Here is a 22,773-nt window from a genome sequence, read left to right on the forward strand (position 1 = left end):
CTGGCTCAGACGAGCCAGGCGGCCGCGTCCGGCGGGAGTTTCCCGTTCACCAACGGCACGCTCGACAGCAGTACCTCACCCGGCGGCAGCGTGATCGGGCTCGCCGACGTGTTCAGCGCGCACACCAGCCCGCCACCGCGCCGCCGGAACGCGAAACAGCCGGCCGGGGCGCCGTACCACTCGAGCTCGTCACCGCGAAAAGCCTTGTGCGACTTACGGATCTCGATCGCCCGCCGGTACAGGGACAACGTCGACGCCGGATCCTCCAGCTGCGCTTCGACGGTCACCGACGCCCAGGAAGCCGGCATCGGCAGCCATGTCCGCGGATTACGCGAGAACCCGAACGGCGGCAGGTCGCCTTCCCACGGCAGCGGCACCCGTGACGCGTCCCGGCCGAACTCGGGGCCGGAGGTCTTCGCGCGCGGATCCGCGAGCGCTTCCGGCGGGATGTCGACGTTACCGAGCCCCAGTTCTTCGCCGTTGTACAGATAGACCGCTCCGGGCAGGGCGAGCTCGACGAGCGCCATCGCCCTGGCGCGCCGGACGCCGCGTTCGCCGCCGCCGTACCGGCTGACCTGCCGCCAGACGTCGTGGTTGCCCAACGTCCAGGTGGCTGGAGCTCCGGCGGATTTCGGCACCGCCAAGGACCGCTCGATGGCCGTCCGCAGCGCGTCCGCGTCGAAATGCGTGAGCACGAGCCGGAAGTTGAACGCGAGGTGCAGTTCGTCCGGCCGCAGATAGCGCGCGAGACGCTCCTCGTCGGTCACCCAGATCTCGCCGACGGCCATGGTGCCCGGGTACTCGTCGAGCACCTTGCGGATCATCTGGTGGATCTCGTGGACGCGGTCGTTGTCGAAGCGCGGATCGTAGAACTCGCTCGGCCCGAGCGGGTTCACCCGCGGGTCCATGTCCGGCAGGCCCGGCGGTTTCGCCATGCCGTGCGCGACGTCGACGCGGAACCCGTCCACGCCGTGGTCGAGCCAGAACCGCAGGGTCCGCTCCAGATCGGCGGCGACCTCGTGGTTGGCCCAGTTCAGGTCCGGCTGCTGCGGCGAGAACAGGTGCAGGTACCACTGGCCGTCCGGCACCCGCGTCCACGCCGGGCCGCCGAACGCGCTGACCCAGTTGTTCGGCGGCAGGTCGCCGCGCGGGCCGAGGCCGTCACGGAAGATGTAGCGATCCCGCTCCGGGCTCCCCGGCGGCGCCGCCATCGCCGATTTGAACCAGGCGTGGGTGTTGCTGGTGTGGTTGGGGACGACGTCGACGGTGACCTTGATGCCGCGTTTGTGCGCCTCGGTCAGCAGCACGTCGAAATCGCCGAGGGTGCCGAACATCGGGTCGACGTCGCGCGGGTCGGCGATGTCGTAGCCGTGATCGGCCATGGGGGAGCGGTAGAACGGCGTCAGCCACAGCGCGTCGACCCCGAGCAGCTCCAGGTACCCGAGCTTGCCGCGGATGCCTTCCAGGTCACCGACGCCGTCCCCGTCCGAATCGGCGAACGAGCGCACGTAGACCTGGTAGAAGACCGCCTGGTCCCACCAAGCCACGTCGCGCTCCATCACACGAAGCTGTTCATCATGCTGTTGGCGGCCATCTCCAGGTACGCCCAAAGCTGCGAGCGGTAGGGCTCCTCGATGTTCTCCTCGTCGACCGCGATCTTGATGCAGCGCAACCAGGCGTCGCGTTCGATCGGGCCGATCTTGAACGGAGCGTGCCGCATCCGCAGCCGCGGGTGACCGCGCTGATCCGAGTAGGTGTGCGGGCCGCCCCAGTACTGCATGAGGAACAGCCGGAAACGCTCCTCGGCCGGGCCGAGGTCCTCCTCCGGATACAGCGGGCGAAGCACCTCGTCGACCGCGACTTCGGCGTAGAACCGCGCGACGATCCGGGTGAAGACGGGTTCACCGCCGATCGCTTCGTACAAGGTGGTGGGGTCAGGTTCGGTCACGGACACAGCTCCATTCTGCCCTTGTCCTACTGCGCGGCGGGGCCGGCGGACATAAAGCGGCCCAGCGGCGGCTCGAAACCGGCTTCGTCGAGCGCGGCGAGCAGGTGCGCCCGCAGTGCGCGCTGCACGGCCCACTGCTTGCCCGGCCGGACCTTCACCGTCAGGCGGAGCTTGATGCCTTCGGGGGTGACGGTCTCCACGCCGAGCATCTCCGGCGGCTCCAGCACGTTGGGCGCCAGTCCTTCGCTCTCCAAGAGCGTCTTCGCCTTGTCCGCCATCAGCTCGGTGGCCTTCTCGACGTCGGCGGAGTAGCTGAGCGGGACGTCGACGACGGCCACCGCGAAGCCCTGGCTCGAGTTGCCGACCCGCAGTATCTCGCCGTTGCGGACGTACCAGACGGTGCCGTTGATGTCACGCAAGGTGGTGATCCGGAGGCCGACGGCCTCGACGGTGCCGGACGCCTCGCCGACGTCGACGACGTCACCGACGCCGTACTGGTCCTCGATCATCATGAACATGCCGGACAGGAAGTCCTTGACCAGGTTCTGCGCGCCGAAACCGAGCGCGACACCGACGATGCCCGCCGAAGCGATGATCGGCGCGAGGTCGATGCCCAGTTCGCCCAGCACCAGGATGAACGCGAGGCCGTAGATCAGGAACGTCGCCATCGACTTGAGCACCGAGCCGATGGTGGCGGCGCGCTGACGGCGTCGTTCCATCACCGCCGACCCGAGCACTTCGGGAGCCTTCTCCCGCAGCGGTCTCAAGAGGGTGGGCAGCTTCGACGAGCCGCTCGGCATCCGCGTCACGCGGTTGATCAGGCGTCGCACCAGGTAGCGCAGCAGGAACGCCACGGCGACGATCATCAGGATCCTGAGCGGCTTCGTCAGCAGCCAGCCCGCGGAGGCGGAGAGCCATTCGTTCTTTGTGACCTGGAACACCTGGTAGCACAGGCTGCCGGCCTCGCGCGTGCAGGCCGGGGGTTCGGTGGGCAGCAGGTTCACGGAGAGGAAATGTCCTTTCGTACTCGGCGGGGATCGGTCACGCCGCGCGGCCCCGGCGGATGCGAAACACCCAACTTCATGTGGCCGCCGGGTCGCGCGCATGTGACACGTCCAGTAACACACGTGCACTTTGGGGCTGATCTGTGGTCGACTATGCCTGCACCGGTGGAGGTGGTCGAGTGCCAGACCGACAACCCATCCCCCTCGGCGTCCCGAGCCAAGCCGTGGCCGGACAGGCGCCGGAGGTCGTGTTGCGCGCCCATCCGGGAGGTGCCCCCTCGCACGGGGCTCCACCGGGCGGGCCGGGAACGCGGCCAGGGGGTGTTGCCCGCCCGCCCGGACAGCGTAGAGGGCGGGACCCGTCGACCACGGCGGCACCCACTACGAATTCAGCGTCGTCATGGGGTCGCAGACGGGTATTGCTGTTGAACGCCACGTTCGAACCGCTCACGGCGCTGCCGTTGCGGCGCGCGGTGGTCCTCGTGATGTGCGGCAAGGCCGAGGTGGTGCACGGAGACCCGGCAGGGCTCGAACTGCACGCCGCCACGGTCTCGCTGCCCGTGCCTTCGGTGATCCGGCTGAGCACCTACGTGCGCGTGCCCTACCGCGCGCAGGTGCCGCTGACCAGGGCCGGGCTGATGCACCGCGACCGGTACCGCTGCGCCTACTGCGGAGGACGGGCCGAGACGATCGACCACGTCGTCCCGCGCAGTCGCGGTGGCCCGCACAGCTGGACGAACTGCGTGGCCTGCTGCGCCAAGTGCAACCACCGGAAGGCGGACAAGCTGCTTTCCGAGATCGGCTGGCGCCTGCGCGTCGTGCCGAGGGCCCCGCACGGGCCGCACTGGCGGCTGCTCGCGCATTCGAAGGAGGCCGACCCGTTGTGGCGGCCGTACCTGGGAACCGCGGCCTGATCGCATCCTGAACACGTCGGCGCCCCGGCTGCCTTTCGGCGGCCGGGGCGAGCCGATGATGCCGTGGTGAAGCTCGTTACGAGTACGCCGTCCCCTACTTGACCGGTCGTGCTCGAACTCAGGCGGCGAGCGAGAAGTCGCTCTGGCAGGTCACGCGGGTGCCACGGGTGACCCTGGTCCCCCGGGTGACGCGGGTGCCTGCCGTCACGCGGGTGCCGCGGGTGACTCGCGTGCCGCGGGTGACGCGGGTTCCGGCGGTGACGCGGGTGCCTCGGGTGACGCGAGTGCCGCGGGTGACCCGGGTGCCGGCGGTGACCCGCGTACCGCGAGTGACCCGAGTACCGCGCGTAACCCGTGTGCCCGCCGTCACACGCGTACCGGGGACGAATCCAATTTCGAAGAGTGACGAAACGTCGTCGATGATCGCCTGGCCGGGTGTCTGGGTGCTCTGCATGACATATCCTCCTGCGACCGGTGCGTTACCTGCTGGGGTGGGGGAGCTGGGCGCAAGGCCCGTACAGGTGAAAAAGCTACGAGGATTTCAAGGCCGCGACAAGACGACAGCGCCGGGTGCGGCCGCCCGTACGTTGAGTTGCAACCTTTCGGCCTTGAGGGCTTCGCCCCAACGTGGGAGCGCTTTCGCGGCAAGCGGCGGACGGCCCTCTCCGGACGACGAGCGGTAGGGGCCCTGCGAGCGGGTGCGGCCGCACGCCATCGGATACGCTCACGCGCGTGAACCTTGTCGAGACGATCCTGGTCTTCGCGGTGATCCCCTTGGCCATCTACGCGCTTTGCGGAGTGGCCACGCTGCGGTCGAAGGGCGCGGGCGTCGCCCGGTACCGGCCGGGGCAGCCGTGGGAGTACCCGGCCATGTGGTGGAGCGCCAACCCCGACGGTGTCGGCGCAAGGCATTCGCACGCGAACACGGGCGGCGCGACCGCCGTCGTCGCGGCGGACGGAGCTTCGGTGACGGGAGGCGCTCGTGGCAACTGGTGAACTGACCCATTCGTCCACCGCTGTTGACGAAGAGCCCGGTTACGGCGCCGCCGTTACTTCGAGCGGCCGGATTTCCGCCGCCAAGATGTACGAACCGGCTGGTCCGATCAGCCCATTCACGACCCAGCAGCTCGCCCGGCTGGACGAGGCGCTGACCCTCGCCAGCCGCGAGACCGGCCTGGACTTCAGTGTGTACCTGGGTGACCTCGGCGAGGACACCCGCGTCACCGCCGAAGGCCTGCTGAGCTCGACCGACAACCCGGCCGACGGCGTCGTCGTCGCCGTGTCGCCGGGCCAGCGGGCGATCGAGATCGTGACGGGCTCGCAGGCCCGGCACCGCCTGCCCGACCGCGGCGCGAAGCTCGCCGTGGCCAGCATGGTGGCCTCGTTCAAGGAAGGCGACCTCGTCGGTGGCCTCGTGAACGCCCTCCGCATGCTGAGCGACCAGGCGGGCGCTCCGCAGCACTGACGGAGCTTCCCGCATAAGACGCAGCAAAGGGGCCCTTCACCGCAGCACATGCGGTGAAGGGCCCCTTCAGCTTTTTCTAGATCCCGGCCTGCGAGTCGAACTCACGGGCGGCCAGCGCCCGCACGATCCCGGCCCGGCCTTCCGACACGAGACGGCGCAGCGCCGCCGGGTGCTCGCCGGCCAGCCACTCGTCCGACGCCGTGACGGTCGCCGGCTCGACGGCCCACGACGGGTACAGCCCGACCACGGTCGGCTGCGCTCGCTCGCTGGAGCGCCGCTGCCACACCTCGTCGATGACCTCGAAGTAGCGCGTCACGTAGCCGCCGAGCAGGTGCTTCTGGCCCGGGTGGGAGAAGCCGGTGATGAGCGAGTCGCTGACCGCGTTGGGCAACTCGTCGTCGTACACCGCCCGCTGCCACGCGTCGGCCTTCGCCTCGTCGGTCGGCCGCAGCGCCCGCGAACGCTCCGCCTGACGTCGTCCGGCGGCGGTGTCGTCCTTCGCGAGCTCCGTGTCGATCTCGGGGTTCTCCGCCTTGCCGTGCGCGACGAGCGCGTGCAGCAGCCGCCAGCGCAGGTCGGTGTCGACGGTCAGGCCCTCCAGCGGAGCGGTGCCGTCGAGCCAGCCCGCGATGATCGCCAGCGTCTTGTCGTCGAGCACGCACCCGGCGAGCGAGTTCACGAACGCGAGCTGGTGGTCCGAACCGGCCTCGGCGCCCTGCGCCAGCTCCAGCAGCCGCGCGGAGAACTCCGGCCAGCCCTTGTCCGCCGCCCATGCCGGGTTCGCGTACGAGTTCAGCGCCGTCTGCGCCTGCAGCAGCAGCCGCTGCACCACGCCGACCTCGGTCTCGGTGTGCACTCCGCGCTGCACCAGGGTGACGAAGTCGCGGGCCTTGAGCTCGGCCTCGCGCGTCATCTCCCACGCCGCCGACCAGCACAGCGTGCGCGGCAGCGGCTCGGTGATGTCGGCGATGCGGTCGATCAGCGTGGTCAGCGACGCCGGGTCGAGCCGCATCGTGCAGTAGGTCAGGTCGTCGTCGTTGACCAGCACGAGCTTGCCCGCCGGGAGACCGACGAGCCCCGGGACCTCGGTGCGCTCGCCGTCGACGTCGAGCTCGACGCGGTGCTTGCGGACGATCTTGCCGTTCTCGTCCTCGTCGTAGACGCCGACCGCGACGCGGTGCGTCCGCAGCTCACCGGCGCCCGGCTTGGCGCCGGTCTGGGTGACGGCGAACGAGGTGTACGTGCCGTCGGCGCCGACCTCGTAGCGCGGGCTCAGCGAGTTGAGACCGGTGGTCTCCAGCCACTGCGCGCTCCACCACGACAGGTCGCGGCCCGAGGCCTCTTCCAGCGCGCCCAGCAGGTCCGCGAGGGTCGCGTTGCCCCACGCGTGCTTGCCGAAGTAGACCTTGAGGCCTTCGAGGAAGTGGTCGAGGCCGACATAGGCGACGAGCTGCTTGAGGACGCTCGCGCCCTTGGCGTAGGTGATGCCGTCGAAGTTCACCTCGACCGCGTGCAGGTCGACGATGTCCGCGGCGATCGGGTGCGTCGAGGGCAGCTGGTCCTGCCGGTACGCCCACGACTTCTCGATGTTCGCGAAGCTGGTCCACGCGTTCTTGTACTCGGTGGCCTCGGCCTGGGCCAGCACGCTCGCGAAGGTCGCGAACGACTCGTTCAGCCACAGGTCGTCCCACCAGCGCATGGTGACCAGGTCGCCGAACCACATGTGCGCCATCTCGTGCAGCAGCGTCTCGGCGCGGCGCTCGTAGGCGTAGCGGGTGACGCGGCTGCGGAAGACGTAGTCCTCCAGGAAGGTGACCGCGCCGGCGTTCTCCATCGCGCCCGCGTTGAACTCCGGCACGAACAGCTGGTCGTACTTGGAGAACGGGTACGGCGTCGCGAACTTCTCGTGGTAGAAGGCGAAACCCTGTTTGGTCTCGGTGAACAGCTTGTCGGCGTCCATGTGCTCGGCGAGCGAGGCGCGGCAATAGATGCCCAGCGGGATCGTGCGGTGCTCGTCGGAGAATTCGTCGCGCCACTCGCTGTACGGGCCCGCGATCAGCGCGACCAGGTAGGTCGAGATCCGCTCGGACACCTTGAACACGGTGCGGACGGCCCCTTCCGGGGTCTCCTCCGTGGATTCGATGAGCGCGTTCGAGATGACCTTCCAGTCCTTCGGCGCGATCACGGTGAGCCGGTAGACCGACTTGAGGTCGGGCTGGTCGAAGCAGGCGAACATACGCTTCGCGTCCGCGGTCTCGAACTGCGTGTAGAGGTAGACGCCGTCGTCGACCGGGTCGACGAACCGGTGCAGGCCCTCGCCGGTGTTCATGTACCGGCAGACCGCGTCCACGACGAGCTCGTTCGACTGGGCGAGCCCGGGCAGCTCGACGCCCTTGTCCTCGACGTACCCGCTGACGTCGAGGTCCGTCCCGTTGAGGACGGCCGACTCGATCCCCTCGGCGACGATGTCGACCCACGACGCTTCGCCGCTTCTGGCGCTCGCGAACTTGATCGTCGTCTTCGACGTGAAGGTCTTCTCACCGGGACCGCCACGGCCGTCGGTCAGATCCAGCTCGATGTCGTAGGACTCGACGTCGAGCAGCTCCGCGCGCAGCTTGGCTTGGTCTCGGGTCAGGTTGGGGGCGGGCACTGGCACCTCTGGTCATCGGTATCGGTTTTGGTTTCCAACTACTGGCATCCAATCATGTCGAGGCCGGTGCTGACGACGGGAACAACGCCGACGGCCGCGATGTTGGCTCGCTGTGTAGCACCGGAGTGTGTTCCGGCCCACCAAGACGATGGCACTGGGAGAACCTGATGACCGCCCCGTCCGAGACGACCAAGGTCGACTTCTACTTCGACCCGATCTGTCCCTTCGCCTGGATCAGCTCGCGCTGGATCCTCGAAGTGGAGAAGCACCGCGACCTCGACCTGAGGTTCCGGATCATGAGCCTGTCCGAGCTCAACAGCGGCCGCGAGGACCTGCCTGAGCAGTACAAGGAGCTGCTGGGCCGCGGCTGGGGCCCCGTCCGCGTCGCCACCGCGCTGGCGCAGAAGAACGGCGAGGAGGCGCTGCGCGACTTCTACACGGAGTTCGGCACGCGCCACCACAACCAGGGCGACAAGGACATCCCGAAGGTCATCAAGGAGACCCTCGAGGCCATCGGTGCCCCGGCGGAGCTGGCCGAGGCCGCCGAGTCGACCGAATACGACGAGGCGCTCAAAAAGAGTCACTACGAAGGTATGAATCCGGTCGGAATGGACGTCGGCACCCCGACCATCCACATCGACGGCGTCGCCTTCTTCGGCCCGGTGCTGAGCTCGATCCCGCGCGGCGAGGACGCCGTCAAGGTGTTCGACGGCGCCCGCGCGCTGGCGAGCTACCCGGACTTCTTCGAGCTGAAGCGCACCCGGTCCGGGGACCTGAACTTCGACTAAGGGGTCTCCAACGCCGCCTTGGTGACGTCGTCGGGGTAGGGGGACCTCGCGACGGCTTCGTCCGTCGTGAGGTCTCCTGCCGCGATCCGGGTCTTGAGCGCGACGAGTTCGCGCAGCCCGTCGCGGTGCTTCTCGATGAAGGCGGTGTCGACGGGGTCCCCGTGCCCGGCGACGATGCTCTTCGGCTCCAGCGCCAGGATCGCGTCCATCACCCCGGGCCACTCGGCCAGCGAACTTCCGTCGTTGAAGGAGAACGCACTGAAGCCGGCTTCGGCGTTCTCGACGGCGTCGCCCGCGTAGATCACGCCAGCGTCGGGCACGTGCACGAACAGATCGTGATCGGTGTGGGCCCGGCCGAGGAACCGCAACACGACCGTGCGGCCGCCGAGATCGATCTCGGCGGTGTCGACGACCGGTTTGTCCGGAAGAGTGATCGTGGTGCGCTCCAGCGCTTCCGCCATTTCGGGGCGGTTTTCACCCAGGTAGTGCTGGATCCACTTGCGCCGCGCGCCCTCGCCGTAGGTGGTCAGCTCGGCCACGCACCCTTCGTGCGCCCAGACATCGCACGGCAGGAACGCCGTCGTGCCGAAGGCGTGGTCGAAATGCGCGTGGGTGTAGGCGACCGACCACGGCAGCGGCGTGATCTCGCGTACCGCAGCCGCCAGTTCGGCGCCTTGCTCGACGTCACCGCGAACGTCGACGACCAGGCAGCGTTCGCTGCCCACGACGAGTCCGACGGTCAGGTCCAGCTCCTCGTAACGGCGGGCGTACACGCCGTCCGCGAGTTCGAGCCAAGTCACGAATCCTCCAGAATTCCGTTGCGCAGCACGGGAACCGTGCCGCTCGTATCGAGCTTCGCGGCGAGCTTCACGTCGTTCGCGTGCCCGGCCGCGGCGAGTTCGAGCCCGGAGGAACACTCTGTCAGTGCTTCGGCGATGTCGATCGCTTTTGCCGCGATGGCCGCGAGACGGGCTTCGGGGGAGAGACGGCCGTAGCCGTCCAGAGCCGCGACGATCGCGCCTGCGCCGAGCTGATCCTCGACACACGGCCTCAGCGGTCCGAACGTCTTGGCTTCGGTGCGCAGGTCGATGCCCCAGCGTTCCCCGGCGGGGACGACGCCGATCGGACGTCCGTCCGCCAGTTCGGCCGCGCGGGCGGCGACGGCGGTCGCGTTGCGCAGGCATCCCGCCAAGACCACGGCACCGGTCGTGGCGGCGGCGTCGCAGAGCGTGGCGCCGTTGGGTGAAGGAAGCGCGAGAAGCGTGCCGGAAGGGATTTCCGTCACAGACGAAGGTCGCAAGGTCCAGTGTTCTTCACCCGCGAGGATGGCGCCTCGCGCTTTCGCGGCCTCCTCGCCGCGGCGATCGCGCCAGCGGACGGGCAGCACGCGTCCGCCGTTGCCGAGCACGAGATCCGTTGTGGTGCAGAAGGAAAGCACGTCGACGATGACGAGCACGGCGCAGTCCCCGCCCAAGGCGGCGACACCCTCGGGTCCCCATTCGAGCCTGATGTCCACCCCCACAGCATGCCCGCGCCGGAACGTGATGGCAGACTCCGCGCTGTGCGTGTTTACCTTGGCTCCGACCATGCCGGTTTCGAACTGAAGAACCACCTCGTGGCCCACCTCAAGGAGCAGGGCCACGACGTCGAGGACGTCGGCCCCTTCGTCTACGACGCGGCCGACGACTACCCGGCGTTCTGCATCGAGGCGGCCCGCCGCGTCGTCGCGGACGAGGGCAGCCTCGGCATCGTCGTCGGTGGCTCCGGCAACGGCGAGCAGATCGCGGCCAACAAGGTGAAGGGCGCCCGCGCCGGCCTCGCGTGGAGTGTCGAGACCGCGAAGCTCACCCGCGAGCACAACCACGCCCAGCTGATCGGCGTCGGCGCGCGGATGCACACCACTGAAGAGGCCACGGAGATCGTCGAGGCGTTCCTCGCGACCCCGCCGAGCCCGGACGAGCGCCACGGCCGCCGCGTCCAGCAGATCCTGGACTACGAGAACACCGGCTGGCCGCCGCCGCTCCCCGAGCACTGACATGCCCGAGGGGCACACGCTCCATCGCTTGGCACGTCTGCACAAACGCCGTTTCGCCGGTCACCCGGTCGAGGTGAGCAGCCCGCAGGGACGGTTCGCCGCCGAAGCGTCCCGTTTGGACGGCCGGGTGCTGGTGAAGGCCGAGGCGTACGGGAAGCATCTGTTCCACGACTACGGTCCACACGGGACGGTGCACGTCCACCTCGGCCTCTACGGCACGTTCTCCGACGAGCCACTGCCCGTTTCGGAGCCGGTGGGGCAGGTGCGGATGCGGCTGGCGGGCCCGACGCATTCCGCAGACCTGCGCGGCCCGAATCAGTGCGAACTCCTGGACGCGCCCCAGGTCGACGCGATCAAGGCGCGGCTCGGCCCGGATCCGCTGCGCCGTGACGCGAAGCCGGACAAGGCGTGGGACCGGATCTCGCGGTCGAAGACGTCGATCGCGGCACTGCTGATGGACCAGTCGGTGCTGGCGGGCGTCGGCAACGTGTATCGCGCCGAGGTGCTTTTCCGGCACGGTGTCGCCCCGCTCGTCCCGGGCCGCGCGCTCGACCGCGGGCTGTGGGACGACATGTGGGCGGATCTCGTAACGCTGATGCGGCACGGTGTCCGGGTGGGACGGATCGACACCGTCGCGCCGGAGCATCTGCCCGAGGTCACCGGCCGCGCGCCGCGGCAGGACCGGCACGGGGGCGAGGTCTACGTCTACCGCCGCGAGGGGATGCCTTGTCTCGTGTGCGGGACACCGGTGCTGCGGAGCGATCTGGCGGCGCGGAACCTCTTCTGGTGCCCGACCTGCCAGCCCGCCTGACGGCCGGGTGGCACTGATGCGATGTGTCGCGAAAGCCACTTTCGGGACGTCTGACGTCTCGAAAGTGGCTTTCGCGACATCTTTGAGCTCGGCGCGGGCGCCGCGGAGGATGCCTCCGTGCCAAGTCGGGAGTCACGGTGGTCGTGAGGCGATTCGGGTTGAAACCAAGGGTGGGTCAGGTATCTAAGTGGACTTCAGTCGGGCACAAGGAAGAGAGTTCCCGCGCGCGTGTCGTCCGCCGGATCACGCGTGTCGTCCAGTCGATCACGTGACATCGCCACTCGCGACCCGTCCGACCTGCCAGCCCGCCTGACGAGCCTCGGGTCTGGATGCAGCGAAAGGGCCCTTCACCGCATCGCATGCGGTAAAGGGCCCTTTCAGCCCGCGCTAGAAGTCGAAGCCTCCGCCGTCGAAACCGCCCCCATCGAAGCCGCCACCGTCGAAGCCACCGCCATCGAAACCACCGGCGTCTCCGCCCATGTCGCCTCCGGCGTCGCCCGCGTCACCGCCGGCGTCCGCGGCACCCGCGTCCTCCTGGCCCGCGTCGTAACCCGACTCCCAGGCCGACGCGCTCGCGATCCCCGCCATCCCGGAGAACATCGCGCTGAACAGCAGCATCGAACCGAGACCCCAGGCACCGGCGACGAGCGCGGGCTTCCACCACGGCTCGCTGTACCAGCCCTGCGGCACCGGACGGCCTGCCACACGGCCGCCGGGGTAGTAGTGCGGCGTCCGCTGGCTCGGGTCCGGCGAGGCCTCGTAGTGCTCGCCCTCGACGTCGACCGAGCGGTACTCGGTGACCTTGCCCGCCCGATCGCGCTCTTCGCTGCCGGGCAGCTCGGGTCCGGGGTCCATGCCCATCGCGAGCCGCGCCGCGCGGACGTAATAGAGCCCTTCGATGGCGGTCTCGCGCACCAGCCGGGCCTGCTCGACGGTCTGTGCCTGCTCCATCTGGGAGCCCGCCGCGGTGAAGCGTTCGGACGCGTCCGCCATCGCCTGCTGGGAGGCGGTGTCCGTGCCGGTGAGGTTCATGACCTGACCGCCCAGTCGTTCGACGAGGCGCCGTGCGTCCGCCTTCGCGTCGTCCAGCTGGCGCTTCTTGGCCGCCGCCTGGGATTTCGCGAAGTAGATGCCGCCGCCGACCACGACGACGAGGAGCACGATCAGGAAGATCGCGGTGCCCATGGGTTCAACTCCAGGAATCGTTCGGCCTTTGACCGGATCAACGCGGAGAACCCGCCGGGGGTTCCCGCGCGCACTGGCGGGCGAAACTAGAACACGTTATAGTTCGGCTCCATGAAGTTCACCCTGTCGATCGCGATGAATCCGCTCGATCAGCTGGGCGAGCTCGCCCGGGCCGCCGAAGAGGCGGGCTTCTCGTCGATCGCGCTCCCGGATTCCCTGTTCTACTCCGAAACGGTCTCGGCCGACTATCCGTACACGCCCGACGGCAGCCGCTTCTGGACCGAGGAGACGCCCTGGGCCGATCCGCTGGTCGCGGCCGCGTCGATGGGCGCGGTCACCGAGCGGCTCACGTTCTACACCTCCGTGCTCAAACTCGGCTCCCGCAACCCGGTCCTGCTCGCCCGTCAGGTGAACTCGGTCGCGGCGCTGACCGGCGGCCGGTTCGGGCTCGGGCTCGGCGTCGGCTGGTCACCCGAGGAGTTCCGCTGGTGCGGCGCGCCGTACGAGAAGCGCGGCAAACGCGTCGACGAGGCCATCGAGGTGCTGCGCCTGATCCTCGACGGCGGGATGGTCGAGTTCCACGGCGAGTTCTTCGACTTCGACAAGCTCCGCATGAGCCCGACACCGCCGTCGCGAGTGCCGTTCTACATCGGCGGTCACACCGACGTCGCGCTGCGCCGGGCCGCGCGCGTCGCCGACGGCTGGTCTTCGGCGATGATGAAGTTCGACGATCTCCGCGACACGATCGCCAAGCTGCGCGGGCTGCTGGCCGACCGGGGCCGCGCCGACGATCCCTTCGAGTACCAGGCCGTCTGCATCGACAAGTTCGGTCTCGACGGCTATCGCGAGCAGGGCGACATCGGCGTCACCGACATCATCACCATGCCGTGGGTGTTCGACGGCCTCGGTTTCGACGCCGAAGTCGGTCCGAAGCTCGATTCCATCAAGAAGTTCGGCGACGAGATCATCGCGAAGATGGGAGACTGAACCATGGGTGTCGACGTCTGCTGGGATCCGGCTGCCGAACAGCCGCCCGCGCGGCAGGCCGCGTTCCGCTCGATGACCGCCGTCACCGCCGGGGACAAGGCCGCCTGGCTCGGCCTCTTCGCCGGGGACGCCGTCGTCGAGGATCCGATCGGCCGGTCGATGTTCGACGAAGAGGGCAAGGGACACCACGGGCACGACGGGATCAGTGCCTTCTGGGACAAGACGATCGCGAACGTCAAACGCTTCCGGTTCACCATCCGCGATTCGCACGCGGCCGGGGACGAGGTCGCGAACGTCGGCACGATCACGACGTATCTGCCCGGCGGCTATCGCGTCGACACCGACGGCGTGTTCGTCTACCGGGTACGCGAAGACGGGCTGATCGTGTCGATGCGCGCGTTCTGGGAGACCGAACGCGCCATGGCCACGGCCCGCAAAGCCGAGGACTAGGAGAGCCGCTCCGCGCGCCGGGTCAGGTACTGCTTCTCGGGTTCGCTCGCGGTCTTGCCCGCCGCCCGGAGGTAGGCCTCGCGCGCGGCACCGGTGTCCCCGGCCAGTTCCAGCAGATGCCCGCGCACGGAATCGAGCCGGTGCGTCTGGCTCATCCGGCTGTCGCCGTCGAGTGTGGCCAGCAGTTCGAGCCCTGCTTCCGGCCCGTTGACCTCCGCGACCGCGACGGCGCGGTTGAGCGTCACGATAGGGCCCGGCGAGACCTTCTCGAGGACGTCGTAGAGCGCGAGGATCTGCGACCAGTCCGTGTCGGCCGCGGTGGCCGCCTCGTCGTGGACGGCGGCGATCGCGGCCTGCACCTGGTACGGCCCGACGGGACCCGTCGCCAAAGCCTCGCTCACCAGCGAAACCCCTTCGGTGATCGTTTCCGCGTTCCAGCGTGAGCGGTCCTGCTCGGCGAGCGGGACGAGCGAGCCGTCCTCGCCGGCGCGGGCGGCCCGGCGGGCGTCGGTCAGCAGCATGAGCGCGAGCAGGCCGGTGACCTCGTCCTCGTCCGGCATGAGCCGCCGGAGCAGCCTGGTCAGCCGGATCGCCTCGGCGGTCAGGTCGGCTCGGTGCAGGTCGGGGCCGCCGCTGGTCGTGTAGCCCTCGTTGAAGATCAGGTACAGCACTTGGAGGACGACGCGGAGCCGTTCGGCCAGCTCCCCGACAGGCGGCAGGACGAATTCGGCGCCCGCCTTCTTGATGGTCTGTTTCGCCCGGCTGATCCGCTGGGCGAGCGTCGATTCCGGGACCAGGAAAGCGTTCGCGATCTCGCCCGTGGTCAGGCCGCCGACGGCGCGCAGCGTGAGCGCGAGTTGCGACGGCGCGGACAGAGAAGGGTGGCAGCAAAGGAAAAGGACGGTGAGCGTGTCGTCCGATTCGGATGGTTCAGCGGGACCGGCCAGGTCCATCAGCGCGTTGTTCTCCTCGCGCCGCCGTCGCGCGCTCTCGCTGCGCCACTCGTCCACCAGCCGCCGGGAGGCGACCGTCGCGAGCCAGGATTTCGGGCTGTCCGGGATGCCCTGCTCCGGCCATTGCCGCGCGGCCGAGAGCAGGGCTTCCTGGACGGCGTCCTCGCAGGCGTCGAACTGCCCGTGCTTGCGCACCAGCAACCCGATGACCTGCGGGGCCAGCTCCCTCAGGAGCGCTTCCACCTGACGATCGTCCTTCACAACGCCAGTCTTACCACTTCGGTCGTCAGGCGACGGGGGAGTAGTGCGAAGCGTCGCCTTCGAGGGATTCACTCGGCACCCCGTCGATGCCCACCGGCACGTCGCCCGCCACGGTCACCCGGTTCAGGCGGCGGGGCAGGTCGTCGTAGTTGTCGACGGCGTAGTGCTGGGTGATGCGGTTGTCGAACAGCACCAGCTGGTTCGGCTCCCAGCTCACCCGGACGACGTTCTCCGGCCGCGTCACGTACGACTGCAGCAGCCGCAGGATGTCCCGCGATTCGCCCTTGGACAGCCCGACGATCCGCTGCGCGAACCCGCCGATGTACAGCCCGCGCTCCCCGGTCGCCGGATGCACGCGCACCACCGGGTGGACCGTGCGGAACTTCTGCGAGACGAACACCTTCCGGCGTTCCTGCTCCGCCTCGTCAAGGGTTTCCGGCGCCTTCGCGTAGTCGTAGTCGTTGGTGTGCTCGGCGCGCAGCGTGTCCGCGAACGCCCGGAGCGGCTCCGGCAGATCCCGGTACGCGGCGGCCGAGTTGGCGATCAGCGTTTCGCCACCGTAGGGCGGCACGACCAGGCTGCGCAGCGTGCTGGCCTTCGGCGGGTTGAGCACGAAGGTGACGTCGGTGTGCCACTGGTTCGCGCGGCCCTGTTCACTGTCGACCGGCAGGATGGCCGGCTCACCGTCGACCGACGGGACGGTCGGGTGCGCCTTGGTCAGCTCACCGAACTGCTCGGCGAACCGCTGCTGGCCCGCGTCGTCGAGGTCGACGCCCGAGAAGACGAGCGCCTTGTGCTCGTGCAGGGCGTCGGTCACGAACGCGACGGTCGCGGCGTCGAGTTCCTTGGCCGGGTCGACGCCGAGGACCTGCGCGCCGATCCTGCCGGTGATCTTGCGGACCTCGACCTGGGTGTTGAGTGCGGTCATGCGGCGTGCTCCTTTACCGGTGTGCGGGTGACGGGGCGGGCGAGGCCGTAGTGGCCGCGCAAAGTCGTGGTGGTGTATTCGGTGCGGAACAGCCCGCGCCGCTGGAGTTCCGGGACCACGAGGTCGACGAAGTCCTCGAGACCGCCGGGCAGGGTGGGCGGCATGACGTTGAAGCCGTCCGCGGCGCCTTCGGTGAACCAGTGCTCCAGCTGGTCGGCCACTTGCGTGGCGGTGCCGGCGAAGACGCGGTGGCCTCGGCCGCCCGCCAGCCGCTCGATCAGCTGGCGGATGGTCAGGTTCTCGCGCCGCGCCAGGCCGGTGACCAGCTCGAACCGGCTCTGCGCGCCTTCGGTGAACGTGCCGACGTCGGGCAGCGGACCGTCGAGCGGATACGGCGTCAGGTCGTGGTCGAGCATGTTCGACAACTGCCGCACGCCGTACGCGGGCGTGATGAGGGCGTTGAGTTCGGCCTCGCGTTCCTTCGCCTCGGCCTCGGTGCGGCCCAGGATCGGGCTGATCCCCGGCAGGATCTTGATCTCGTCCGGCGAGCGGCCGTACTTCGCGAGCCTGCCCTTGACGTCGTCGTAAAAAGCCTTGCCCTCGGCGAAAGTCTGCTGCGCGGTGAACACCGCCTCGGCGAACCGGGCCGCGTACTCCTTGCCCGTCTCCGACGAACCGGCCTGGACGAGCAACGGATGTCCCTGCACCGGGCGCGGGATGTTGAGCGGGCCGCGGACCTGGAAATGCGGGCCGTTGTGGTCGATCGGGTGGATACGGTCGGTGTCGGCGTAGACCCCGCTCGCCTTGTCGATCACTGCCGCGTCGTCGTCCCAGCTGTCCCAGAGTTTCCTGGACACTTCGACGAATTCGGTGGCTCGCTCGTAACGCAGCGCGTGCGCCGGCCGGGCGTCGCGATTGAAGTTGCGGGCCTCGTCCTCACCCGCCGACGTCACGATGTTCCAGCCCGCGCGCCCGCCGCTGAGATGGTCGAGCGACGCGAACTTCCGCGCCAGGTGGTACGGCTCGTTGTAGGTCGTCGACGCGGTGGCGATGAGCCCGATGCGCTCCGTCGCCCCGGCCAGCGCGGAAAGCAGCGTCAGCGGCTCGAACAGGGTGTGCGAGTTGTAGCGGACGTTGCCCCACAAGGCGACGCCGTCGGCGAGGAACAGCGAATCCAGCTTGCCGCGCTCCGCCGTACGGGCGATGTCGACGTAGTGTTTCAGCGTCGCGGCGCGGTGCGGATCCGTGCTCGGATGCCGCCACGCCGCCTCGTGATGACCGTTCGGCATCACGAACGCGTTGAGGTGCAGGTGTTTCTTCGGCGAGTTCATGCCTTCTCCTTGACACGCCAGGTGGAGAACCGCCGCTCGAGTGCGACGAAGCCCGCGTTGATGGCCAGGCCCAGCACCGAGACCGTGATGATCGCGGCGTACATCTGCTGGATCTGGAAGTTGACCTGCGAGTTGTTGATCAGATAGCCGAGCCCGGCCTTGGCACCGACCATTTCCGCGGCGATCAGGATGAGGATCGAGTACGCCGCGGCCATCCGGATGCCGGTGAAGATGGTCGGCACGGCAGAGGGCAGGATCACCTTGCGGAACAGGCTCGGGCTCGACAGCCCGAGCGAACGCGCGGCCTTGACCAGCAAGGGATCCACGGTGTTCACCCCGGCGATCGTGTTGAGCAGCACCGGCCAGACGCAGGCGTAGACGATCAGCGCGATCTTGGACAGCTCGCCGATGCCGAGCAGGAGCGTGAACACCGGCAGCAGCGCCAGCGCGGCGGTGTTGCGGGCCAGCTCCAGCAACGGGTTGAGGAATTCGGCGAGCGGGCGGTACCAGGCGATCAGCAGGCCGAGCGGCACCGAGACGGCCACCGCGAGCACGAATCCGGCGGCGGACCGGCCGAGACTCGCCAGCAGATGGTCGGCCAGCTGCCCGTTGAGGATCAGCTCCCAGAGCGCGACGAGGTCTTCCGACAGCGGAGGAAGGAAGGTTCTCGTGCCTTCGTCGAGCACGTACTGGGGAGCGAGCTCCCAAACGGCGAGGAACAGCAGGATCGCCGCCGAACTGCGGAAAGCCTTGCTCAGCCTGTGCTTCTTCTTGTGAGGTTGCGCGACGGGTTTCGGTCCTGTGTGGACTGTCGGCGCATCGAGGGTGGCGGTCATCAGGCGGCCCTCCGGATCTCGTCGTGCAGGAGTTCCCACAGCCGGTGGCGATGGGCCACGAAGGCGGGCGCCGAGCGCAGGTCGTCGTTCGAGCGGTCGCCGAGGTCGATGTCGACGACGTCCTTGAGCCTGCCCGGCCGCGACGTGAGCACCGCGACCTTCTGTCCCAAGTAGACGGCCTCTTCGATGCTGTGGGTGATGAAGACGATGGTCTTGCCGGTGCGCTGCCAGATCCGCCGCAGTTCCTCTTGCAGGAGCTCACGCGTCTGGGAGTCCAGCGCGGCGTACGGCTCGTCCATCAGCAGCACGTCCGGGTCGTAGGCGAGGCTTCTCGCGATCGCGACACGTTGTTTCATGCCACCGGAAAGCTGGTGGGGGAGATGCTCCTCGAAGCCGGAAAGCCCGACCAGGTCAAGGAATTCCCTCGCTCGCTCGGCGCGCTGCCGTTTGGTCAGGGTGCCGCCCTCGAGACCGAACTCGACGTTGGCGCGCGCGGTGCGCCACGGAAACAGCGCGTACTGCTGGAAGACGACACCGCGATCCAAACCCGGTCCGGTGACGGGTTTCCCATCGATCAGGACCTCGCCGGAGGTGGGTTTCGCGAGCCCGCCGAGCAGATCGAGCAGGGTGGACTTGCCGGAACCGCTCGGTCCGACGAGCGAGAGGAACGTTCCGTCCTCGATGTCGAGGGAGACGTCGTCCAGCGCGGTCAGCGTGTCGAAGGTCTTGGTGACCGAGCGGAGGCTGATCTTGGCGGTCATGCGCCACCGCCTTCGCGGTACGGGTTGAATTCGTTGGTGTAGATCTTCTTGAGGTCGATCTGGTCCTTCTTGATGAACCCGGACTGCTTGAGCCAGTCCGTCCAGAGCGTGTAGTCGTTGTCGGAGATCAGCCCGCCCTTGGTGACACCGGTGCTCTTCCAGTACTTGAGCGTTTCGGTGTTCTCGTTGCGGCCACGGTTCTGGATGATTTTGGTGAACCGGGCGATGACCTCCTCGCGCGGTGTGGTGCGCGCCCATTCGATCGCCTTGGCCACGCCGGTCACGAAGGTCTTCGTGGTCTCCGGGTACTTCTTGATGAAGTCGGTCCGCAGCACGTACGGCCCGCCGTTGTACGGCCCGAACGCCTCGACGTCCTTCACGATGGGCCGCACCCCGCCTCCCGCGAGGGCTCGGTCCTGGAGGACACCGTTGAGCGCGGCGACGTCGATCTGGCCGTTGCGCAGGGCCTGTTCGGTGTTGATCGGCGGCAGGACGACCAGCTGCACCTGGTCGATCTCCGCGTCGGTGAGGCCGCTGCGTTTGAGCCAGGTGTCGAGGGCGGCCTCCAGGTTCGCGCCGACGGTGTTGACGCCGACCTTCTTGCCGATGAGGTCGCGCGGCGTGCGGATCGGGCTGTCTGCCTTGACGTAGAAGCCCAAAAAGGTCTTCGCGTCGGAGCCGTAGTAGTTGACGACGGCCTTGATCGGGGCGCCGGCGTCGACGAGTTTGGCGACCGCGCCGGTGAAGGCGCCGCCGAAGTCGGTCTGGTCGGTCGCGGCGGACTGGATGTCCTGCGGTCCGCTGATCGTGTTGCCGACCCATTTGAGTTTGACCGGGCCGAAGTAGCCGAGGTCTTCGGCGAGTTCGGGGAAGGTGACGTTGTTCGCCGACCCCTGGTAGCGGAGTTCGAGCTTCTCCGGCTGGCCCGCCACGCCCGCCGGGGTCGCGGAGGCGCCGCAGCCCGACAGCGCCAGTCCGGCGAGGAGCGCGGCGATCAAGGGCACTGGTTTCTTCACGGTGGGCTCTTTCGTTCGGGTTCGCGTCGTTGAAGAAGATTCTTCGCAGGCCCGGCGGAGAGCGTCAATTTTGCGATTTAGTGAAGTAACTCAGGAGGCATTGGCGAGATTGGCGAAGAGCGGATCTTCGTAGAGGGCGTTCAGCATGACCGCCCCGCCGGCCGTTGCCAGCTCGGTCCCCGGAAAGCTCGACGCCACAACGTGTTTCGCCGCGTCCTGGCAGATCCAGGAGCGCTGGGCGACCTCGTCCCGGATCGTGGAAAGGCATCCTTCGACGTCGCGTACACTCTGGTCGAGCACGATGAGGATTTCCGGATTCAGGACGTCGAAGAGCAACGCGGCGGCCTGTCCGATGATCCGTGCGCGTTCCTGGAAAATAGCGATGGCGCTTTTATTTCCCGATGCCGCCAAATGGAGCACGTCGGCGAAATCCGGTTCTTTGATGATTTGTGCTTCGGCGGCTTTACGGGCCACCGTGCGCTCGGACACCGTCGCTTCGAGACAGCCGGAACGCCCGCAGCGGCAAGGCTCGTCACTGTCGTCGACCCGCAGATGCGCGACCGCGCCCGCCGCCGACCTCGGTCCATGATGGACGGTGTCACCGGTGGCGAAGGCGGCGTCGACTACGTTGCCGGTGAACAACTGCACGACACTGCTGCGCGCTCTCGGTTGCCCCAGCAGGCGTTCGGCGTGGATGAGTGCCCGCGAATGCCCGTCGACGCGGACGTCGAGACCGGTGACCTCGGTGAGCAGATCGCGCAACGGAACCCCTCGCCAGCCGAGCAACCCGTGCTCCACCACCGTTCCCGAGGCCTCGTCGACCCACCCGCCGGTCGCCACCCCCAACCCGAGCGGCGTCCGCTCCGGCGCGTGTCCGATGAGGAGGTCGTCGAGCAGCTCCGCGATCTGCGCGGCCTGCACGGCGGGCTCGGCGCCGTGATGCGGGGCTTCCAGCTGCGCCAACACTTTCCCGCGCAGGTCGAGCAGCCCGACGGTGAGATGGTCGACCGCGACATGCGCTCCGCACACCACGAAGCGTTCCGCGTCGAGGTCCACCGGCACGAACGGCCTGCCGACCGCTCCGGCGACCTCGGGCAGCTCGATGAGGAACCCGCGGCGCATCAACTCCGCCACATGCCCCGTGACGGCCGCGGCACTCAGCCCGGTGCGGCGCGCGATGGTGCTGCGCGCTATCGCCCCTTCGTCCAGCACCACGCGGAGCACCGCGCTGGCACTGGCGCTCCGCCTGCCGGTCACGGTGCCGATGTTCGCAAGCGGGTGCCGGTGGGCCTAGGGCTCTCAGCATCCGGGAGCTGGTCAGGCGTTCAGCGTTCGGATGAACCGGGCGCTGCGTTCACAACGGTCCTCGTAGCCCCGGGCGCGATAGAAGGCGTGCGCGCCGGTCCGGTGGCGGGAACTGGTGACCTCCATGGTGTCGCAGCCCAAGCGCAGCGCCTCCGCCTCGGCCGCCGCGACCAGCTCACGACCGATGCCCGAGCCGCGCCGGGTCTCGTCCACCACCAAGGCCACGATCCGTCCGCCGGAACCTGGCCGCTCGAGAAGCGGGATCGCGACCACCGCGATGACGCCGACCACCGTGCCGTCCGCCTCGGCGACGAACGCGGCGCCTTCGGGATGACGGGCCCAGCGTTCCAGCCGGCGGCGCACGTCGGTTTCGTTGTTGTCCGGGTAGCCCAGCTCGGCGAGCAGCGTGGTCACGGCGGGGGCGTCGGTGCTGACGGCGTGGCGGATCTCCATGATCCCGATTAAAGCGGAGAGTCACGGAGGAAGTCGGTCGCTGACTTGGAGTGAGGGGTGTGTGGAAACAGGGACGTTGAGTGTCCCTGTTTCCACACACCCGTCGCGATCGGACCGGTCATGCGCGACCGTGTGGGTTTCGGGTCATCCAACGCAACAAAATCCACACGGTCGATGTCGCCGGTCCACGTCCTGGTGCGGCAACGAACCCTCGAAGCGGAGGGTCGCTGAGTGCGACGCCGGCCCTCGATCCGGCTCGGCCATGCCAAAACGCCGGTGAACTCGCAGGCCAGAGGCCTGAAGTCGGGATGACAGGATTTGAACCTGCGACCCTCCGCTCCCAAAGCGGATGCGCTACCAAGCTGCGCCACATCCCGTGACTCCCCGATCTCCCGGGGGGTGTGCGCACAGCCTAGCGGGTCACGCTAAGCTGTTTTCGCACCCGGTACTCCGGGGGCATGCGGGTGTAGCTCAATGGTAGAGCCCTAGTCTTCCAAACTAGCTACGCGGGTTCGATTCCCGTCACCCGCTCCACAGCTCCAAACGAGACCCGTAGACCTTCTGGCCTGCGGGTTCTTTCGTGTAGAGGGAGACATCGGCCGGGGTGGTGGGGGGGGGGGGGGGGGGGGGGGGGGGGACGCCCCCCCGCCCAGCCCCCCCCCCACGCCGCCAGCCCCGAGCGGGGGCTGGGC

Annotated in this window: 24 protein-coding genes and 2 tRNA genes; 9 read left to right on the forward strand and 17 right to left on the reverse strand. The window is 68.5% G+C overall.

Features of this window, described 5'->3' with window-relative positions:
- Positions 1 to 5: 5 nt before the first annotated feature.
- From ACIRGA_RS25675 to ACIRGA_RS25685, 3 genes are read right to left on the reverse strand one after another with little or no spacing between them, the layout of a single operon-like run.
- The gene (locus ACIRGA_RS25675) at positions 6 to 1,559 is read right to left on the reverse strand and encodes a glycoside hydrolase family 13 protein (RefSeq protein WP_400945209.1); all 1,554 of its coding nucleotides are present in this window, start codon (positions 1,557 to 1,559) and stop codon (positions 6 to 8) included.
- The gene (locus ACIRGA_RS25680) at positions 1,559 to 1,954 is read right to left on the reverse strand and encodes a globin (protein ID WP_125676391.1); all 396 of its coding nucleotides are present in this window, start codon (positions 1,952 to 1,954) and stop codon (positions 1,559 to 1,561) included. The genes ACIRGA_RS25675 and ACIRGA_RS25680 overlap by 1 nt, the downstream gene beginning before the upstream one ends.
- Positions 1,955 to 1,974: 20 nt before the next feature.
- On the reverse strand, positions 1,975 to 2,952 hold the full coding sequence (locus tag ACIRGA_RS25685) for a mechanosensitive ion channel family protein (protein WP_400945211.1): 978 nt from the start codon (positions 2,950 to 2,952) through the stop codon (positions 1,975 to 1,977).
- Between the two features lie 419 nt (positions 2,953 to 3,371).
- On the opposite strand from ACIRGA_RS25685, the gene ACIRGA_RS25690 reads away from it, so the two are divergent.
- On the forward strand, positions 3,372 to 3,866 hold the full coding sequence (locus tag ACIRGA_RS25690) for an HNH endonuclease (protein WP_007034711.1): 495 nt from the start codon (positions 3,372 to 3,374) through the stop codon (positions 3,864 to 3,866).
- 118 nt (positions 3,867 to 3,984) lie between these two features.
- On the opposite strand, the gene ACIRGA_RS25695 is transcribed toward ACIRGA_RS25690, so the two are convergent.
- Positions 3,985 to 4,320, reverse strand: a complete 336-nt coding sequence (locus ACIRGA_RS25695) for a hypothetical protein (protein ID WP_400945213.1) — start codon at positions 4,318 to 4,320, stop codon at positions 3,985 to 3,987.
- Positions 4,321 to 4,598: 278 nt separating this feature from the next.
- Here ACIRGA_RS25695 and ACIRGA_RS25700 point away from each other — a divergent pair, with 278 nt between their 5' ends.
- The gene (locus ACIRGA_RS25700; protein WP_400945215.1) at positions 4,599 to 4,862 is read left to right on the forward strand and encodes a hypothetical protein; all 264 of its coding nucleotides are present in this window, start codon (positions 4,599 to 4,601) and stop codon (positions 4,860 to 4,862) included.
- Positions 4,849 to 5,331 carry a DUF5130 family protein gene (locus ACIRGA_RS25705; protein ID WP_400945217.1) on the forward strand — a complete coding sequence of 161 codons (483 nt, stop codon included), beginning with the start codon at positions 4,849 to 4,851 and terminating at the stop codon, positions 5,329 to 5,331. Before ACIRGA_RS25700 ends, ACIRGA_RS25705 begins: the two co-directional genes overlap by 14 nt.
- Before the next feature lie 76 nt (positions 5,332 to 5,407).
- On the opposite strand, the gene pepN is transcribed toward ACIRGA_RS25705, so the two are convergent.
- A complete protein-coding gene (gene pepN / locus ACIRGA_RS25710; protein ID WP_400945219.1) occupies positions 5,408 to 7,981 on the reverse strand; it encodes an aminopeptidase N in 2,574 nt (857 codons plus the stop codon).
- 167 nt (positions 7,982 to 8,148) lie between these two features.
- Here pepN and ACIRGA_RS25715 point away from each other — a divergent pair, with 167 nt between their 5' ends.
- A complete protein-coding gene (locus ACIRGA_RS25715) occupies positions 8,149 to 8,769 on the forward strand; it encodes a hypothetical protein (RefSeq protein ID WP_005158288.1) in 621 nt (206 codons plus the stop codon).
- On the opposite strand, the gene ACIRGA_RS25720 is transcribed toward ACIRGA_RS25715, so the two are convergent.
- Together ACIRGA_RS25720 and ACIRGA_RS25725 are read right to left on the reverse strand one after the other, a co-directional pair.
- On the reverse strand, positions 8,766 to 9,569 hold the full coding sequence (locus tag ACIRGA_RS25720) for an MBL fold metallo-hydrolase (protein WP_400945221.1): 804 nt from the start codon (positions 9,567 to 9,569) through the stop codon (positions 8,766 to 8,768). The two genes, ACIRGA_RS25715 and ACIRGA_RS25720, sit on opposite strands and share 4 nt — an antisense overlap.
- Positions 9,566 to 10,285 (reverse strand): 2-phosphosulfolactate phosphatase, encoded by a 720-nt coding sequence (locus tag ACIRGA_RS25725; protein ID WP_400945223.1) that lies wholly within the window; start codon positions 10,283 to 10,285, stop codon positions 9,566 to 9,568. The genes ACIRGA_RS25720 and ACIRGA_RS25725 overlap by 4 nt, the downstream gene beginning before the upstream one ends.
- Positions 10,286 to 10,330: 45 nt before the next feature.
- Here ACIRGA_RS25725 and ACIRGA_RS25730 point away from each other — a divergent pair, with 45 nt between their 5' ends.
- A complete protein-coding gene (locus ACIRGA_RS25730) occupies positions 10,331 to 10,804 on the forward strand; it encodes a ribose-5-phosphate isomerase (RefSeq protein WP_007034718.1) in 474 nt (157 codons plus the stop codon).
- A gap of 1 nt (position 10,805) precedes the next feature.
- On the forward strand, positions 10,806 to 11,615 hold the full coding sequence (locus tag ACIRGA_RS25735) for an Fpg/Nei family DNA glycosylase (protein ID WP_400945225.1): 810 nt from the start codon (positions 10,806 to 10,808) through the stop codon (positions 11,613 to 11,615).
- A gap of 387 nt (positions 11,616 to 12,002) precedes the next feature.
- Here ACIRGA_RS25735 and ACIRGA_RS25740 read toward each other — a convergent pair whose 3' ends face one another.
- Positions 12,003 to 12,800: a hypothetical protein gene (locus ACIRGA_RS25740; RefSeq protein ID WP_400945227.1), complete on the reverse strand. Its 798-nt coding sequence runs from the start codon at positions 12,798 to 12,800 to the stop codon at positions 12,003 to 12,005.
- 111 nt (positions 12,801 to 12,911) lie between these two features.
- Between ACIRGA_RS25740 and ACIRGA_RS25745 the strand changes: the two genes are divergently transcribed.
- Together ACIRGA_RS25745 and ACIRGA_RS25750 are read left to right on the forward strand one after the other, a co-directional pair.
- Positions 12,912 to 13,787, forward strand: coding sequence for a TIGR03619 family F420-dependent LLM class oxidoreductase (locus tag ACIRGA_RS25745; RefSeq protein ID WP_400945229.1), 876 nt, complete (start codon positions 12,912 to 12,914; stop codon positions 13,785 to 13,787).
- A gap of 3 nt (positions 13,788 to 13,790) precedes the next feature.
- On the forward strand, positions 13,791 to 14,237 hold the full coding sequence (locus ACIRGA_RS25750) for a nuclear transport factor 2 family protein (RefSeq protein WP_400945231.1): 447 nt from the start codon (positions 13,791 to 13,793) through the stop codon (positions 14,235 to 14,237).
- Here the strand turns inward: ACIRGA_RS25750 and ACIRGA_RS25755 are convergent.
- The 9 genes from ACIRGA_RS25755 to ACIRGA_RS25795 form a co-directional block, all read right to left on the reverse strand.
- Entirely contained in the window at positions 14,234 to 15,451 is a 1,218-nt protein-coding gene (locus tag ACIRGA_RS25755; RefSeq protein WP_400945233.1) for an RNA polymerase sigma factor, read from the reverse strand. The genes ACIRGA_RS25750 and ACIRGA_RS25755 overlap by 4 nt on opposite strands.
- Before the next feature lie 25 nt (positions 15,452 to 15,476).
- A complete protein-coding gene (locus tag ACIRGA_RS25760; RefSeq protein WP_400945235.1) occupies positions 15,477 to 16,379 on the reverse strand; it encodes a TauD/TfdA dioxygenase family protein in 903 nt (300 codons plus the stop codon).
- A complete protein-coding gene (locus tag ACIRGA_RS25765) occupies positions 16,376 to 17,710 on the reverse strand; it encodes an LLM class flavin-dependent oxidoreductase (RefSeq protein WP_400945237.1) in 1,335 nt (444 codons plus the stop codon). Before ACIRGA_RS25765 ends, ACIRGA_RS25760 begins: the two co-directional genes overlap by 4 nt.
- Positions 17,707 to 18,546, reverse strand: coding sequence for an ABC transporter permease (locus ACIRGA_RS25770; protein WP_400945239.1), 840 nt, complete (start codon positions 18,544 to 18,546; stop codon positions 17,707 to 17,709). The genes ACIRGA_RS25765 and ACIRGA_RS25770 overlap by 4 nt, the downstream gene beginning before the upstream one ends.
- The gene (locus tag ACIRGA_RS25775) at positions 18,546 to 19,307 is read right to left on the reverse strand and encodes an ABC transporter ATP-binding protein (RefSeq protein WP_034313935.1); all 762 of its coding nucleotides are present in this window, start codon (positions 19,305 to 19,307) and stop codon (positions 18,546 to 18,548) included. Before ACIRGA_RS25775 ends, ACIRGA_RS25770 begins: the two co-directional genes overlap by 1 nt.
- Positions 19,304 to 20,323 (reverse strand): ABC transporter substrate-binding protein, encoded by a 1,020-nt coding sequence (locus tag ACIRGA_RS25780; RefSeq protein WP_400945242.1) that lies wholly within the window; start codon positions 20,321 to 20,323, stop codon positions 19,304 to 19,306. The genes ACIRGA_RS25775 and ACIRGA_RS25780 overlap by 4 nt, the downstream gene beginning before the upstream one ends.
- Before the next feature lie 90 nt (positions 20,324 to 20,413).
- Positions 20,414 to 21,580 carry an ROK family protein gene (locus ACIRGA_RS25785; RefSeq protein WP_400945244.1) on the reverse strand — a complete coding sequence of 389 codons (1,167 nt, stop codon included), beginning with the start codon at positions 21,578 to 21,580 and terminating at the stop codon, positions 20,414 to 20,416.
- A 60-nt stretch (positions 21,581 to 21,640) separates the two neighbouring features.
- A complete protein-coding gene (locus ACIRGA_RS25790; protein ID WP_400945246.1) occupies positions 21,641 to 22,081 on the reverse strand; it encodes a GNAT family N-acetyltransferase in 441 nt (146 codons plus the stop codon).
- A 303-nt stretch (positions 22,082 to 22,384) separates the two neighbouring features.
- A tRNA-Pro gene (locus ACIRGA_RS25795) sits at positions 22,385 to 22,458 on the reverse strand.
- An 83-nt stretch (positions 22,459 to 22,541) separates the two neighbouring features.
- On the opposite strand from ACIRGA_RS25795, the gene ACIRGA_RS25800 reads away from it, so the two are divergent.
- A tRNA-Gly gene (locus ACIRGA_RS25800) sits at positions 22,542 to 22,615 on the forward strand.
- Positions 22,616 to 22,773: the final 158 nt, after the last annotated feature.

The sequence above is a fragment of the Amycolatopsis sp. NPDC102389 genome (assembly GCF_044765885.1).
Taxonomy (GTDB): domain Bacteria; phylum Actinomycetota; class Actinomycetes; order Mycobacteriales; family Pseudonocardiaceae; genus Amycolatopsis.

Bases quoted from the DNA above. Each gene is read 5' to 3' on its own strand.
- ACIRGA_RS25760 (WP_400945235.1), bottom strand. From the start codon at position 16,379: ATGACCGCACTCAACACCCAGGTCGAGGTCCGCAAGATCACCGGCAGG.
- ACIRGA_RS25715 (WP_005158288.1), top strand. From the start codon at position 8,149: ATGACCGCCCCGTCCGAGACGACCAAGGTCGACTTCTACTTCGACCCG.
- ACIRGA_RS25745 (WP_400945229.1), top strand. From the start codon at position 12,912: ATGAAGTTCACCCTGTCGATCGCGATGAATCCGCTCGATCAGCTGGGC.
- ACIRGA_RS25770 (WP_400945239.1), bottom strand. From the start codon at position 18,546: ATGACCGCCACCCTCGATGCGCCGACAGTCCACACAGGACCGAAACCC.
- ACIRGA_RS25675 (WP_400945209.1), bottom strand. From the start codon at position 1,559: ATGGAGCGCGACGTGGCTTGGTGGGACCAGGCGGTCTTCTACCAGGTC.
- ACIRGA_RS25775 (WP_034313935.1), bottom strand. From the start codon at position 19,307: ATGACCGCCAAGATCAGCCTCCGCTCGGTCACCAAGACCTTCGACACG.
- ACIRGA_RS25765 (WP_400945237.1), bottom strand. From the start codon at position 17,710: ATGAACTCGCCGAAGAAACACCTGCACCTCAACGCGTTCGTGATGCCG.
- ACIRGA_RS25750 (WP_400945231.1), top strand. From the start codon at position 13,791: ATGGGTGTCGACGTCTGCTGGGATCCGGCTGCCGAACAGCCGCCCGCG.
- ACIRGA_RS25735 (WP_400945225.1), top strand. From the start codon at position 10,806: ATGCCCGAGGGGCACACGCTCCATCGCTTGGCACGTCTGCACAAACGC.
- ACIRGA_RS25695 (WP_400945213.1), bottom strand. From the start codon at position 4,320: ATGCAGAGCACCCAGACACCCGGCCAGGCGATCATCGACGACGTTTCG.
- ACIRGA_RS25740 (WP_400945227.1), bottom strand. From the start codon at position 12,800: ATGGGCACCGCGATCTTCCTGATCGTGCTCCTCGTCGTCGTGGTCGGC.
- ACIRGA_RS25790 (WP_400945246.1), bottom strand. From the start codon at position 22,081: ATGGAGATCCGCCACGCCGTCAGCACCGACGCCCCCGCCGTGACCACG.